Genomic DNA, 15,720 nt, shown 5'->3' on the forward strand with positions numbered 1-15,720 from the left:
AGTTGCTGTTCTGATATTACCAGTAGCATCGGTTGCAGTATAAGTTAGTGTGTAACTGTCAACGACTGCGCTATAAACGCTACCTGTGGTGATGACTTCAACAGTGCCATCGGTAGCATCTTCTGCGCTAGCACCGGCATCGGTATAGTCAGTGCCAGCACTGTGGGTTAACGGGCTATCGCCTTCAAGCTTAATTACAGGGGCAACATCATCAACCACGTCAACGGTACGGGTTACGCTGCTTTGATTACCCGCTTTGTCGGTGGCACTATAAGTTAGTGTGTAACTACTTACTACATCACTATTAACAGAGCCTGACATGGTTACGGTAACTGTGCCATCTGTGGCATCATTTGCACTAGCCCCCTCGTCATCATAAGAGGTGCCGATACTGTGAGTAAGAGGTGTATTACCTATTAAGGTAATAACTGGCGCTGTAGTGTCTTTGGGTGTAGGAGCAGGTTCTTCTGGAGAATCGCTGCCACCACATGCGGTTAAGGTGCCAAGTGAAAGTAATAACACTGCACTGTTTTTTGCAGAAAATAGCGAGTTAAAACGCGACGAAAAACATGAAATTACGGGGGGCACGAAAGGTACTAACATAAAACATCCTTGTGGTATTCTTGTGGTATAAAAATCAAAGTTCAATCTTTGATTACTTCAACGAGGAAAATATCACAATCAGGTGATTATTGATAGGCTAAAAATCAAGCTTATCAAAGTGATAAACATGATAAGTAAAGATTAAATACTAGATTCCCGACAAAACACTTCGGGAATGACGGCTGGTCAGTTGGGGGGTCTAGTTAATTTTAGTTCCGTGTTATTTTAGTTATAGATTCCTGACAAAACATTTCGGAATGACGACTGGTCAGCTAGCTGTTCCAAAATAGCTTATCTCTAATAACAAAAAAGCGCCTTGCGGCGCTTTTCATTTCTGTGTATATCCTTAGCGAGTGTTGTGCTGAAGGTAACCGTTAAGGTTTAACTGTTAGGTATTAACCGCCGTGAATAATACGCTTAGCGATTAAGTTCTCAACCACACTTGGGTCTGCCAATGTTGAAGTATCACCTAAGCTATCAACATCGTTTTCAGCAATCTTACGTAGAATACGACGCATGATTTTACCTGAACGTGTTTTCGGTAAGCCCGGTGCCCATTGCACATAATCAGGTTTAGCAAAACGACCTAATTCTTTAGCAACAAATTCACGTAACTCAACATTTAACTCGTCAGACTCAGTCGCGTTACCCATTAAGGTCACGTAACAATATACGCCTTGGCCTTTAATTTCATGTGGATAACCAACAACAGCCGCTTCAGCAACTGCTGGATGAAGTACTAAAGCACTTTCAATTTCAGCAGTACCTAGTCTGTGACCTGATACGTTCAATACGTCATCAACACGACCGGTGATCCAATAGAAACCATCTTCATCTCGTTTCGCGCCATCACCAGTAAAGTAATTACCTGGATATTGACCTAAATAGGTTTGATAGAAACGATTATGATCGTTGTAAACTGTTCTTAACTGTCCTGGCCAGCTGGCTGTCATTACTAACAAACCTGCGTTTTCGCCTTCAAGAGTATTACCTTCTTTATCAAATAACGCCGGCTGTACACCAAAGAACGGTTTACCAGCACAACCTGGTTTCATATCAACCGCACCTGGTAGTGAAGTAATTAAAATACCACCGGTTTCTGTTTGCCACCAAGTATCAACAACTGGACAATTGCTCTTACCAACAATTTCATAATACCAATGCCAAGCTTCAGGGTTAATTGGCTCGCCAACGGTACCTAATAAACGTAATGACGATAAATCAGATTGATTAACTAAGTCATCACCAACACTCATTAGTGCACGAATAGCGGTTGGCGCGGTGTAAAATATATTAACTTTATGTTTTTCACATACTTGCCAGAAACGACCCGCATCAGGGTAAGTTGGTACACCTTCAAAAACTAAGGTAGTTGCACCGTTTGCTAACGGGCCATAGAATATATAAGAATGACCTGTGATCCAACCAGCATCAGCGGTACACCAATAGATTTCACCCTCTTTATAATCGAAGACATATTTATGGGTCATAGCCGCATATAAGATATAGCCACCACAGGTATGTACTACACCTTTAGGTGTACCCGTTGAACCTGAGGTATAAAGAATAAACAATGGATCTTCAGCATCCATAATTTCTGGTTCACATACCGCAGATTGTTTAACGACTGCATCGGCGTAGTTAATATCAACTTTTTCATTCCAAGCAACATCACCGCCAGTACGGGCAACAACAATCACTGAGTGCACATTTGGACAATCAGCAACCGCTGCATCAACATTAGCTTTCAATGGAATACGTTTGCCACCACGAAGACTTTCATCGGCGGTTATAATAACCTTACAATCAGCATCTAAAACACGAGCTTTAATAGATTCAGTTGAGAAACCACCAAAGACAACAGAATGAATTGCGCCAATACGCGCACAGGCTAACATGGCATAACCCACTTCAGGGATCATCGGCATGTAGATACAAACACGGTCGCCTTTTTTAACGCCGCGCTCTTTTAATAAGTTAGCTAAACGACAAACATGGTCGTGCAACTCTTGATAAGTAACTTTTGAATCATCACTAGGATCATCGCCTTCAAAAATGATGGCGGTATCATTAGCTTTAGTCGCTAAGTGACGATCGATACAGTTATAACTGACATTAAGTTTAGCGCCCGAGAACCAGCTAATTTCAGAATTTTTCAAATCAACTTTGCTTACGCTGTCCCATGGTTGGTACCAATCAATAAATTCTTTCGCTTGCTCGCCCCAAAACTCATCAGGTTGCTCAATTGATTGTTTGTACATGGCATCGTATTTAGCCGCATCAATATGAGTATGCGCTTTAGCTTTATCAGACACTGGATAACGTAACTTTAATTCTTTCATTCTCTCTTCCTTCGGACTTAACTTGAGGTGATTAACTTGAAATATTTATTAATTGTTTCTTATAATTTTCTTATATTAATTCTTTATATTTTTATTTTATTAACGCTAAATATTCTTTGGCTGCTCTCTGAAAATGAGCTAAACATGCTTTAAAAATTCATTGAACATAGTTTTAACTTATTGCTTGCTCTATTTCCAGCAATAACGTTTTCATCATTTAACCGCTAGCGATAATTGCATAACTAACATGCTAGAATTTTTAATTCGCTTTTCATATACGGCTTTAGTCTTAATTTACGTTTTTACTCTATATTTAGAGCAGTTAATTGTAAATGAAATGTACAGACCAATTACCATAACATTGAAGCCTACAATTGACAACGCTGTCATTTTTATAGGGTGACACAGTAATAAAAAAGCACCCGCGGTTATGTTGGGTGCTTTTTGCTATTTATTGACATGGTATATATTTTATAGGTTGATAAAAACAGCTTCAATAATCGATGCTAAGGGTCTTTTATACTAGTTGTAATTAGTAACTCATTTTGAATGATAAGGATATACTTTCTACTTTATAGTCAACAGTCGTTGTGCCTGAATAACTAAGGTATTTATAGTTTTCTGATACCGTCTCGCTCAAGCCCATATCAATGACAGAATATTCTATTCCAATGCTAAAGGTTTCATTAATACGGTATTCTGCACCAACACCATAATAAATATCGTTACCATCACCTTTTATTAGTACTAATTCATTTGGCAAAGAGGTGTTAGTTGAAGTGGCTTCAAAATCCCAATTAGCAATACCTAAACGGGCAAATACAGAGAAGTCATCAAAAAGTGGTAAAAGGCCTTTAATGCCGGCAGTACTTGAAGAGCTTGCTATTTTATCAATAACAGTTTCACCAAACTCATCAATGTCAAATCCATCCAAGTTACCATATTTGTTGTGACCCAATTCAACAGCAAAGTAATGGCCAAATTGATAACCTAATTTAATAGCCGCAGACATGCTATCTCCTGAAAGGTTGGCTGTTTCGGCTATGGGATCTGCTAACAACTCTCCATTTGTATTGGCAATTGTTGAAAAAGTACTTATTTTGCCACTATTTTGAGTTAAACCTAAAGAGAGTTCACCATAAAAGCCAGAATTAGCTAAAGCTGGTACGCTGAAGAGTAGAGTTGATAATACCAAGGCAATTTTGTTCATTGAAAAACATCCTGTTTCTTTTCTTTGAGAGGATAAACATAAAAATATATGCCTATTAAATTTAACATTTTTATTACATGTATAAATTAGCGGGCATATTAGCAAGGGGGATTAACAAACTCAATTGCTAATCCCCCTTGCTAGTATAACTATGCTTTCGCCCATAAAAAAACCGAGCACATGGCTCGGTTTTATCAACGAATATTAAACGACTAACTATTCGTCATCAAAATCAATATCTTCTTCAGCTCTTGGTGTAAAGACTCTAACGCCTTCTTTTGCTAAGATCTCAATATAGAATGACGTTAAGCCTTCAACTTGAGTTTGATCAATGCGTTTATTAATATCTGATAATTGCACTGGCTCTGCTTCTTCTTTGGTATTACCGAATTGGCAATCAAAGTCCCAATAATCAGCACCCGCTGGTAATTTTTTGTTGCGTTCTCTTTTAAGGTATTTTTTAACCTCGTTCTTTACCGCATCAACACGTCTTTCAAGTTTTACTTTTTCATGGGTTAATTCAAATGTTTTTTTCATGGTTGGCCTTAAGTCTATGGCTACAATTACTCGTTTTTATAACGCGAGTATAGGTGTAAATAAATCAATGCCAGTATTTTACGTTACTTTCACGCAAGTAGCGAGATAGTGATGGCAACACAAGTAAAAAAAATACTGTTGTTGCCCCTACTGCTATTTTACCTTGATAACTTTAAACGGATAACTTTGTAGCAAAGTTATCCAGACAGAAAGGTTATAGCGATAACATCGCCTGTGTCGCGGCAATAAGGTGGTGCTTAGTATTAGGCTCCACTGAGGCATGACCTGAAGCTTCACTGATAACTAATGTGGATTTAGGTAAATTTTGATGTAATAACCAAGCATTATCGGCCGGACAAACAATATCATAGCGGCCATGAACTATAGCGGTGGGAATATCTTTTATCTTATCGCAGTTAGCTAATATTTGATTGTCTGTTAAAAAACAATCATTAACCATGTAGTGCGCCTCATGGCGAGCCAGTGTCCAAGCATGGTCATCTCCAGTTGCCGCATCAACAAAGGCTTGATCTGGTATTAAGGTACAACAGCGAATCTCCCAAATACTCCAAGCAGTGGCAATTTTTTGCGCCAGTACTTTATCTTCGCCCACTAACATCTCGTAAGCCGCCTTGGTATTGCCTTGTGCTTTTCCTTCTGGCAACACATCTAGATATTCTTGCCAATAATCAGGGAAGATACGTGTGGCGCCACCACCAGAGAAAGTCCAGTTAGTATCAACATCTCGACCTAAGAAAATGCCACGTAACACTAAACTGCTAACACTTATCGGGTGAGTTTGTGCATAGACTAAAGATAAGGTTGAGCCCCATGAGCCACCAAAAACATGCCATTGCTTAATTCCTAAATGCTGACGAATTTTTTCAATATCAGCCACTAAGAAACTGGTTTCATTATTATCTAAACAACCATGGGGTAATGAACGACCACAACCACGTTGATCAAATAAAATTATATGATATTGCTCTGGATCGAAAAAGCGTCTGTCATTGATTGAACAGCCGCCACCAGGACCGCCATGAATAAAAAGCACTGGCTGACCGTGTGGGTTACCACATTGCTCAACATAAATTTGATGCTGACCATCGACATCGAGTAAGAAATCATTAAATGGTGATATTTCAGGGTAAAATTGGTTCATTTTTTATTCTCTTCTAAAATAATTTTTTTTAGGCTACCTTGCTAAGTACTCGCGTTAACTTGTATTAGCTTAAATCCAAGGCATATTTTTTTAATAACTCAATAGGCACTATTTCCAGAGCTTTAATATGAGTTTTTCGTAAATGTACTCGCGGCGCTCTATCATTTTCATAAGCTTCTAACCAACGCGCTGCGCATAGGCACCAAGTATCACCGGCTTTAATACCTTTAAAGTCAACTTCTGGTACTGGCGTTGAAAGGTCATTGCCTTTAAAACGTGAAAACTCAAGAAATGACTGACTGGCTTCAATGCAAACGGTATGTGAACCGACATCTTGTGCACAAGTATTACATTTATTATCTCGGAAAAATCCGGTTACTGGCTCACCACTACAGTCTTCTAGTGCTTCACCGAAAACATTAATTGACTCATCCATTGCTATCACTTGTTCCATAACTCGACCTTTATTAACTTGAATGTACTGAATATGCTGACGTTACCGCATTAACGCGTAAGTTTATACTGTTACCCGCTATAAAAATGGCTCAAATCACCCTCTTGACCGGCCGAATAGCAGTAAATGGTCAAGTAGCACCGCCCAAGGTAGGGGTTTAGCAACTTTGTCGACTCAATAACAAGCTAGATAAGCAATCTACTGCCAGTTAAATATGGCTACCGAAAACTTTATCAAACATTAATCAAATCTTAATCGATTGTTTTTTTTGATAATTAATTCAAGCAAAGTAACTAGTAGGTTATAAAAAATGCAGAGCTAAATGATTTAAAATAGCGTGAGATAAAAGTAATAATAAGCTATACATAAGGCATCGTTTATTCTTCTGTGATGAATCTTTCAAATGGACTTAGATAACGTACAAGGTAACATGCGAGGTAATATGCGAGGAAAGTCGACGGCTCTTCAATTTAAGATCAGTGAATTCATTATTCGTTTTTCCCTACACATAGCAGTATTGCTAATGGTCACGGGCATAGTCAGTGCCTATTTTTTTCTCTCTAACTCCACAAAATCACTGACCAACCACACATCAGAGCTCAATGCACAGCGCTATTTAGAAGCTTTATCCGCCTTTCGCACCCTTTATACCAATGAAGTGGTGAAAACCGCTATAAAGCAAAACATCACTATAAGTCACGATTACAAAAACATTAAAAATGCCATCCCTTTGCCTGCAACCTTAAGCATGGCGTTAGGCAAGGAAATAGGTAAGTTTCAATCAGGCGCTCAAACTTTTTTATATAGCCGCTACCCTTTTCCTTGGCGAGAGCAAGAAAATAAAACCATCTTTAACCAAGACTTCTCCCAGCAAGCTTGGGATAGTTTAACCAAAAATCCAGAGCAAGCCTTCTTTCGTTTTGAAGAGGTCAACGGTCAGATGGCGATACGTTACGCGATTGCTGATGTAATGCGCGAAGGCTGTATTGATTGCCATAACAACCATGCACAAACACCTAAAAATGACTGGCAACTAGGCGATGTTCGAGGCGTGATGGAAGTAATTTTACCCATAGACAAAGCTCAATTGACCGCGCAATCATCGTTGCAAGCCACCTTTATAGTTTTGTTTGCCATGATAGTTCTTATCACCTTAGTGCTATTTATCTTTGTTAGTCGTATCAAAAAAGATGCAAAAAAACTGGCTAATTCCAATGTGGAAATGATGAAAAAGCAAGAGCAAGTCAATTTTGCCAATGAAGAAATGGGCTTAGCTATCGAGCAGTTAGAGCTCAAGGCCAGCGAGTTAATTAGCAGTAACCAAGTTAAAGCTGATTTTATGGCAACGATGAGTCATGAAATTCGCACACCGCTCAATGGTGTTATTGGTATGCTGAGTTTGTTAAAACAAAGTGAAATGACCCATGAGCAAAATCATCATGCTCACCTTGCCACCGTTAGTGCTGGCTCGTTGTTAAATATAATTAACGACATTCTTGATTTCTCTAAAATAGAAGCAGATAAGTTAGTCATTGAATCAGTAGAAATACGTTTAGCTGAACTAGTGACCAACCTTAGCGCAACTATGGCACATATAGCACACGAGAAAGGTTTAGAGCTTATTGTTGACGTCTCTCAATTAAAGCATATGGTCACCAAAGGAGATCCGCATAGGATCAGACAAATCCTGACTAATTTAATTAGCAATGCCATTAAGTTTACTGCTGAAGGTGAAGTGGTTATTAGTACCAAGATAGAGACTATTGACGATAAAAACCTGCAGTTTTCCTGTTCAGTTAGCGATACTGGCATAGGAATAGCCCAGCATAAATTAGATTCTATGTTTGAACGTTTCACCCAAGAAGATAGTTCAACGACACGTCAATACGGTGGCACAGGCTTGGGCTTAGCCATAGTAAAAAAATTATGCCAGTTAATGAATGGCGACATCACAGTAACCAGCACTCAAGGTCAAGGCAGTACTTTTAGTTTTACCTTGTTATTAGAGCGCTGTGATAACCTTAAAGCAGAATTGCCACAAGTAGACTTATCGGCTTATCGAATATTAATTGTTGATGACAATAAAACCAATAGAGAAGTATTGTCTGGCCAGCTGAAATTATGGGGAGCAAATGTCAGTCAAGCTGATAATGCTAAAGCTGCTTTCTCATCTTTGACTGAAAACTTTGCCAAGGCCCGCGATAAAAACTTTGATATTGCCATTTTAGATATGCAAATGCCTGAAATGAATGGCGCGCAGCTGGGGCAAATAATAAGAGCCGATAAACAGTTCGCACATTTAAAACTCATCATGCTTACTTCCTTAGCTAGACCAGGTGATGCACAGTACTTTGCCAACTTAGGCTTTAACTTCAGCCTGCCAAAACCTGTTATTACTGCAGATTTAGCCCATGCGTTAATTCAAGCAGCAAATAGTACTGAGCCAGCAAATCAGCTGCGATTATCACCCGCAAATACTAAGAATAAGAAAATAACTATTAAACCCTTACCTAAATCTACCCGGGTATTATTAGTAGATGATAACTCCATCAACCAAGTTGTAGCCAAAAACCTATTAACCAACTTAGGTGCACAAGTTGAAATAGCGAATAATGGCAAAGAGGCACTAGTTTGCTTAGAAAAGGACTATTTTGATGTGGTACTAATGGATTGTCAGATGCCGATAATGGACGGCTATACCGCAACAAGAGCCATCAGAAAGTCGCAACGAGATTATAACGATATATATATTATTGCCATGACGGCAAACGCTATGAGTGGCGACAGAGAAAAGTGTATTAATGCCGGGATGAATGACTACTTAACTAAACCGGTCGATATTATTGCCCTAGAAAATAGTCTACTCAATGCGCTGAATATGCCCTTAGAAGAGCTTGAATCTATAACCTCGACAAGGACTGAACAGATAATCACTAACGAAGATAATGAAATACACACAGCAGATGAAAGTAACAGCCATCAGATTTGGGGGAAAGATGGATTCTATAAAAGGGTTGGACAAAATCAGCAACTAGCGGAACGAATAGTCGCAATGTATTGTCAGGATATACCCGGTGAAATAGATAAGTTAAGTCAAGCGATGACGGCCAAAGATACAAAATCAATTGAAGCTATAGCGCATAAAATTAAAGGTTCTAGTGCCAACCTTGAAGCAAATAATCTGGCTCAATGTGCTCTTGAGATTGAGTTAGACGTGAAGGAAAATAACTGTGTCAATATTGAGTCACTATCAATTAAGCTAAAAGATAATTTTGCTGAACTGCTCGTTGAGCTTGAAGAGTTCCTCGCCATTAATGTGCAAGATGAATGATAACTTAACTGGAGAGGCTTAGCTGGAGTAGCTAACTGAATAGAGTAGTTGTTGTCGCTTAGCCTTTGAACTTTGCAATAAACCATGGCAATGCCCCCTGCACTTAAAATGGTAACGGCTATAGTGCTTTGACACCATGACAGCCATTATCTACAATACTCACTCTTACCTTATGCATACTAATCATTGATGAAGAAGCAAGCAATGTCGAATCAAGCCCTACCTAATCACGAAACTAATAACGAAACCGATATAACACAAGTCATCGATTTTTTTAAAAATCTGCAAGATAGAATTTGTCAGGCCCTAGAAACCGCTGACGGCTCTGGAACTTTTGTTGAAGATAACTGGCTACGTAAAGAAGGCGGCGGTGGTAGAACCCGCGTAATGACCAATGGCACAGTAGTTGAGCAAGGCGGGGTAAATTTTTCCGTAGTCTCTGGCGATAAGTTACCACCTTCCGCTACCGCTCACCGCCCAGAGCTTGCTGGCAGAACTTGGCAAGCTTGTGGTGTTTCATTAGTTATCCATCCTAAAAACCCTCATATGCCAACAGCACACGCTAACGTACGCTTTTTCATTGCCGAAAAAGAAGGTGAAACGCCTGTTTGGTGGTTTGGCGGTGGTTTTGATTTAACGCCTTTTTATCCGAAAGATGAAGATGTGCAGCATTGGCATCAAACCGCATTCGATTTATGTCAGCCTTTTGGTGATGAGGTATATAACGATCATAAAAAGTGGTGTGATGAATACTTTTATTTAAAACATCGTGATGAGACGCGTGGTGTTGGCGGATTATTTTTTGATGATTTAAATCAGTGGGATTTTGACACTTGTTTTGATTATGTTAAAGCAGTAGGCCAAGGCTTTATCGATGCTTATGTACCCATTATGCAGCGCCGTAAAGATGATAGCTTCGGTGAGCCGGAGCGCCAATTTCAGCTTTACCGCCGTGGTCGCTATGTCGAATTTAACTTGGTGTTTGATAGAGGTACTTTATTTGGTTTACAGTCTGGCGGTCGAACGGAATCAATTCTAATGTCGATGCCACCACTGGCACGCTGGGAATATAATTATCAAGCCGAAGAAGGTAGTGCTGAGGCTAGGTTAGCTGATTACTTGAGTCCAAAAGATTGGCTTAAGGTTTTATAAACAAAGTTCTCACAATTTAATAGAACACAAGAGTAGTAAATCGTTACAAGAAAAGTCTTATTTAATAAGGGCTAGTAATTACTGGCTAAGCCGCCATTAAATAAGACTCTCCTCTTAAATTTTTAGCTTTACGCTGATACGAACCCTTGCCTTTTTTCGCTTTAACCACCTGCATCTTATAAAGCTTTGATGTTACTAGCGCCGCTAAAAAATTATCTTTAATTTGTCCCCTGCCCAGCTCCGTTTCACTTTTCTTTGTTACTGTGCTCTTAGCTTTCGCTAATGGTTTTTTCTGCTTACCCATGATTTATCCTTTTAAATTTTCTCAATGACTGAATGCCATTACCTTATGGTAACGTTTGATTATTATACAGCGAAAACACCCAAGCTTTATAAAAATTTTTAGAGTTATGGTTTTCCCTCAACTTCTTTATTTCTATATACAAAAGCAGCTAATAACGCTATTTTCTTGTAATCTATACCTAGATTACAAGAAAATAGCACTCATTTAGCACAAGGACATTAAAGTAATAATGATCATTCAACAGCACAGCCATGATATAGAAACCCCAACAGGCACCATGCGTACCTATGTTTATCGTCCACAAGCATCAGGCAAGTTCCCCACTATTATTTTTTACTCTGAAATATTCCAACAAACTGCGCCAATAGCAAGAACAGCGGCATTAATGGCGGGACATGGCTTTGTGGTACTGGTACCTGAAGTTTTTCATGAATTAAACCCTCTTGGCACTGTGTTAGGTTACGACGATGCCGGTAAAGATAAAGGCAATCAAGATAAGTGGGCTAAACCTTTAGAGCATCATGATAGCGATACCCAAGCCTTAGTGGACTTCGTACAACAGCAAGAATATTGCACTGGTAACATTGGCACCATGGGCGTTTGCATTGGTGGTCACCTTGCCTATCGCGCTGCATTAAATGAGAATATTTTAGCTGCTGCTTGTTTATATGCTACCGATATTCATTCCGGCGATTTACCCAGTGCTGAGGGCAATGACACACTCACGCGCACTAAAGACATTACAGCCGAGCTATTAATGATTTGGGGGAAACAAGATCCACATATTCCAGATGCAGGTCGTATGATGATTCATCAGAATTTACTGGCTTCAGGTAATACTTTCTCATGGCATGAGTTTAATGCCTCGCATGCGTTTATGCGTGATGAAGGCGAGCGCTACGACCCTCAGCTTGCCCTAAGAGTTTATGGTATGTCAGTGGAACTATTTCGTCGGACATTAGCTTAAGCTATCGCTCAACGAGTAACTCAATAATGACATTAATACTGTAGAGGCGTGTTCTACAGTATTAATGCTATGTATTGATGGTATTGATGTCTTGTCTGTGCTTAATTTGCCGGTAAATAAGTTAAAGGGGCTAATTTAACCTTTATATCGCCGCCCTTCTCCGCAAGTAAGCTGATCAACTGCTCAGCTAGCACGGGCTTACTAAACCAATAGCCTTGAATCTCATCACAGCCTAAACCACGTAAAAACTCAACATGGCTTTCTTCTTCTACACCTTCGGCAATTAAAGATAAATTTAAGCTTTTCCCTAACGACACAATGGTTTTTATTATCGCTTTATCTTCATCATTTTGATGACAGTCACGAATAAATGACTGGTCAATCTTCAACTTATCAATAGGAAAGCGTTTTAAATAAGAAAGCGATGAATAACCCGTACCAAAGTCATCTATAGATAAATGCAAGCCAAACGATTTGAGCTGTTGCAGCACTGCTAGGGTGTTTTCTTCATTGTGCATAAAAACCCCCTCAGTAATTTCTAACTCAAGGTTTTGTGCCGGTAATTGTACATTTTCAAGAGTACTTTTCACTGTATGACAAAACTGTGGGTGAGTAAATTGACGGGGCGATACATTCACCGCAACAACAATGTCGATATAGCCCAAATCAACTAAGCGCCTAGCAAACAGGCAAGCTTGCTCTAATATCCATTGACCAATGGGGATAATTAGCCCTGATTGCTCAGCTAGCGGGATAAAATCTACCGGTGAAATAATCTCACCACCGTGCCGCCAGCGAACCAAGGTTTCAATACCGGTAACGCGATTACTCTGAATATCAAGTTGCGGCTGAAAGACTAAAAACAATTCTTTTTTGGCCACCGCATGGCGAAGTTTATTAATTAACTCACTATTGTGTTGCCTATCTTCTGAGAACTTAGGCTGATAGAGGCAAAAATTATTATGCTCATCTTCGCTAGCTACCGCTAAGGCACTATGGGCACTCTTGATCAAAAAATTTCGATCATCACCATGGGTTGGATAACAACCATAGCCAAAATCCAATTCAACAAAGAACTCACCACAATGAGTTAGCAATGGCTGCTCGGCCACATCACTAACCACTTTGGTGAGTTTTTGCAGCGCTAATGAATTATTACTTTTATTACACAACAAGCCAAATTGACTATCATTAGTTTGATAAAAATAAACACCTACGGGTAATGCTTGAGAAATATTTTTAGCTAAGGCTTTAACTAATGCCTCCGTTGACTCTAGACCTAAGGTGCTCACTTTCTCATCAAAAGCACGAATAGAAAAAATGCCAATAGAGAAGTCTGCTCCGGCTTTAATAGCATTATCAATATCGCGATTAAATTTATATTGGTTAGGTAAATTAGTCCCTTGATTATAAAACGCCAGATGATTCACTTGCTCTTCTGCTAGTTTGCGTTCGGTAACATCTTTAATGTGAATATCATAAGCATCAATATCTTCATGCCAATAGACACTAATCTGTAAGATATGATCATTGAGTACTTGCTCAACAACCATGTTGTGTTCTTGTTGTGAACTCAGCAACTGCCTTAAGGACAAGAAATTACTGGGTAACAAATAGTCGACTTCATTAGCTTGATAGCCCACACAAAGCAGTAGTTTTCCACAAGCGGGGTTAGCAAAGACAACCTCCCCTACATTATTAACACTTAAGATGGGATTAGGATTTTGCTGTGAAAACAGCGCTAAGCGGGTATTTTTTGCTTGGGTCAACATATACTGGCGAATATACCAAGAAATAACCCCAGCAATAAGCACAATCGCCACGCCATAAATAATGACTAACCAACGTGATATAGCCATTTGCGCTAACGTAGCTTGATGACCCTCCTCTACCGTTTGCTTGGTTTGTTGTTCAATAAATTTAAGCGTTGGCAGTAGTTGTCGCCTTACCTTTGAGACTTGCGATAAGATAGCCCGCATTTGATCCCAATTATCTTCGTCAACTTGCATCGCTTGATAAAAATCGTCAAATAAAACAACTATTTTTTGCTGACCTTTAACAATAACAGCCGCTTCACTGGAAAAGCGATCTTGCGATAATATAACCGCTAAGTGCATGTCAAAGGTGTTCATAACTGCTGTAGATGACTGGCGGAAGGTGTCATTATCTTGTGAACGATAATATTCATATATAACCCGCTCTTGCTCACTTAAATCAGCTATTAGTTCATTAATACCGGTCAAAATAGGGATGCGATGACTAACAAGATCTATAGCGTTACTTTTAACATTCTCTGTCGATTGATAAACCACAAAGGATAATGCCAAGCCCATAAAAATGGCAAAGCCTGCTAATAGTGATGCTCTAACTAAATAAGGCTTACTTATTGATGGCATGCTGAGTCCTTGTCCCTTTGAGAATTTCATTGGTTACTAAATTGACAGGTTTTTATAAGGAAAAATTACAGAGAATTAAAAAGATATTTGCAACTTTACCAATATCAATCAGTAAAGGGGTACTGGCAAGGCTATGACTTTGTTTTATGTCCCATCCTAATATACGTTGACCGTAATAATGGAAGGGAGTAGCTTTTATTTTAAAGATGTTCGGACTCTGCCCATGAAATAATGACAAGAACAAGTCAAAATAGAATGATTAACAGTAGCGAAAAGGTCTAAATAAACATACCCTGTTGGGCTAGAAGCTCAAGGCTATATGGAATTGATGCAGTTGAATACCAACGACCAAAAAATATCTGAACAACCAGCGATTATAAAACTGTTATCAAGAATGCCTGAAGAGGTTGCCGACAGTTTCACCGATGAGCAGTTAACCCATTTATTAACGGCGGTAGGCTCACGTGGTTGGGGAAAACATAAAGTAGATTTTAGAGGCACATTTAAACTGCCCTTTTACCAATGGCGATATTATTATGTATTACTTGCTGGTAGGAACTACAGAGAATTAAGCCGGCAAGAAAGACGAATGTCTCTTACAATCACAGCCTTTATATCTAGCCTATTTATAATATTTTCGGCGACACTTGGCTTATTAGTGCTTTATCTGGTGAAATCCGCGCTGGGCATCGACATATTCCCTGGATTTTCCCTGGGTATATGGGATTGGTTTAAAGAAACCGTTTTATAAAAACTTCATCCATTTCACCAATGAAAATGGCTATTTCACCGAGTTAAGCCGGGTTATTCTACTAATCTAGCTAAAGTTATTATTACAATGTTAGCTCTTTAGTCTATTTTTGTAGTGAACAAGTCAAAAACAATACTGGTCGATTTTATCTAACAAACTCAACTAATTGACGAACTGTTTGTGTCAGGTTATTTTACATATAGATATTATTGAAATACAGATACCTACCTGTACCACTGATATAATTAGTTATTATTTAGTTGGCTCGTTTATTGCCTGTAAGCCGTTACGATTTATAAATTATCTTTTTGGCTAACTGACCGTGTTTTTGGCAAGGGATTGAATAGGAATAACAAATGAAATTAAAATTTTTAAACACTGCTCTAACAGGTTTAATCTTGTCTATTAACTGCTTAGTTAATTCTGCCAATGCGGGATTGATTCTATCAAGTTCGACTGATGTGACTATCACAGGTCAAACTAATAGCATGATATTTGATGTCGCTGGCTT

The 15,720-nt window shown here is 39.0% G+C and carries 12 protein-coding genes; 4 read left to right on the forward strand and 8 right to left on the reverse strand.

Annotated elements, in window-relative coordinates; genetic code table 11:
* The 6 genes from HRT50_RS13315 to HRT50_RS13340 all read right to left on the reverse strand — a co-directional run.
* On the reverse strand, positions 1–603 hold a 603-nt coding region (locus HRT50_RS13315), incomplete at its 3' end, for an immunoglobulin-like domain-containing protein (RefSeq protein WP_291615291.1).
* Between the two features lie 395 nt (positions 604–998).
* Positions 999–2,945, reverse strand: coding sequence for an acetate--CoA ligase (gene acs, locus HRT50_RS13320; RefSeq protein WP_291615292.1), 1,947 nt, complete (start codon positions 2,943–2,945; stop codon positions 999–1,001).
* A gap of 532 nt (positions 2,946–3,477) precedes the next feature.
* Positions 3,478–4,155: an outer membrane beta-barrel protein gene (locus HRT50_RS13325; RefSeq protein WP_291615293.1), complete on the reverse strand. Its 678-nt coding sequence runs from the start codon at positions 4,153–4,155 to the stop codon at positions 3,478–3,480.
* A 216-nt stretch (positions 4,156–4,371) separates the two neighbouring features.
* On the reverse strand, positions 4,372–4,692 hold the full coding sequence (locus HRT50_RS13330; protein ID WP_291615294.1) for a DUF6172 family protein: 321 nt from the start codon (positions 4,690–4,692) through the stop codon (positions 4,372–4,374).
* Positions 4,693–4,906: 214 nt separating this feature from the next.
* Complete coding sequence (pip, locus tag HRT50_RS13335) at positions 4,907–5,854, reverse strand: prolyl aminopeptidase (protein ID WP_291615295.1); 948 nt, start codon at positions 5,852–5,854, stop codon at positions 4,907–4,909.
* Between the two features lie 64 nt (positions 5,855–5,918).
* Positions 5,919–6,296, reverse strand: coding sequence for a DUF2237 domain-containing protein (locus HRT50_RS13340; RefSeq protein WP_291615302.1), 378 nt, complete (start codon positions 6,294–6,296; stop codon positions 5,919–5,921).
* 415 nt (positions 6,297–6,711) lie between these two features.
* Between HRT50_RS13340 and HRT50_RS13345 the strand changes: the two genes are divergently transcribed.
* Both HRT50_RS13345 and hemF read left to right on the forward strand, forming a co-directional pair.
* Positions 6,712–9,639 (forward strand): response regulator, encoded by a 2,928-nt coding sequence (locus HRT50_RS13345; RefSeq protein WP_291615296.1) that lies wholly within the window; start codon positions 6,712–6,714, stop codon positions 9,637–9,639.
* A gap of 204 nt (positions 9,640–9,843) precedes the next feature.
* The gene (gene hemF, locus HRT50_RS13350) at positions 9,844–10,791 is read left to right on the forward strand and encodes an oxygen-dependent coproporphyrinogen oxidase (RefSeq protein ID WP_291615297.1); all 948 of its coding nucleotides are present in this window, start codon (positions 9,844–9,846) and stop codon (positions 10,789–10,791) included.
* Positions 10,792–10,876: 85 nt separating this feature from the next.
* Here the strand turns inward: hemF and HRT50_RS13355 are convergent, their stop codons facing one another.
* Entirely contained in the window at positions 10,877–11,095 is a 219-nt protein-coding gene (locus tag HRT50_RS13355; protein WP_291615298.1) for an alternative ribosome-rescue factor A, read from the reverse strand.
* Between the two features lie 229 nt (positions 11,096–11,324).
* Between HRT50_RS13355 and HRT50_RS13360 the strand changes: the two genes are divergently transcribed.
* Positions 11,325–12,062, forward strand: a complete 738-nt coding sequence (locus tag HRT50_RS13360) for a dienelactone hydrolase family protein (RefSeq protein ID WP_291615299.1) — start codon at positions 11,325–11,327, stop codon at positions 12,060–12,062.
* Between the two features lie 101 nt (positions 12,063–12,163).
* On the opposite strand, the gene HRT50_RS13365 is transcribed toward HRT50_RS13360, so the two are convergent.
* Positions 12,164–14,458, reverse strand: a complete 2,295-nt coding sequence (locus HRT50_RS13365; protein ID WP_291615300.1) for an EAL domain-containing protein — start codon at positions 14,456–14,458, stop codon at positions 12,164–12,166.
* Positions 14,459–14,786: 328 nt separating this feature from the next.
* On the opposite strand from HRT50_RS13365, the gene HRT50_RS13370 reads away from it, so the two are divergent.
* Complete coding sequence (locus HRT50_RS13370) at positions 14,787–15,209, forward strand: 3-phosphoshikimate 1-carboxyvinyltransferase (RefSeq protein ID WP_291615301.1); 423 nt, start codon at positions 14,787–14,789, stop codon at positions 15,207–15,209.
* The last annotated feature ends 511 nt before the right edge of the window (positions 15,210–15,720 follow it).

The sequence above is a fragment of the Colwellia sp. genome, from assembly GCF_013215345.1.
In the GTDB taxonomy this organism is placed as follows: Bacteria; Pseudomonadota; Gammaproteobacteria; order Enterobacterales; family Alteromonadaceae; genus Colwellia.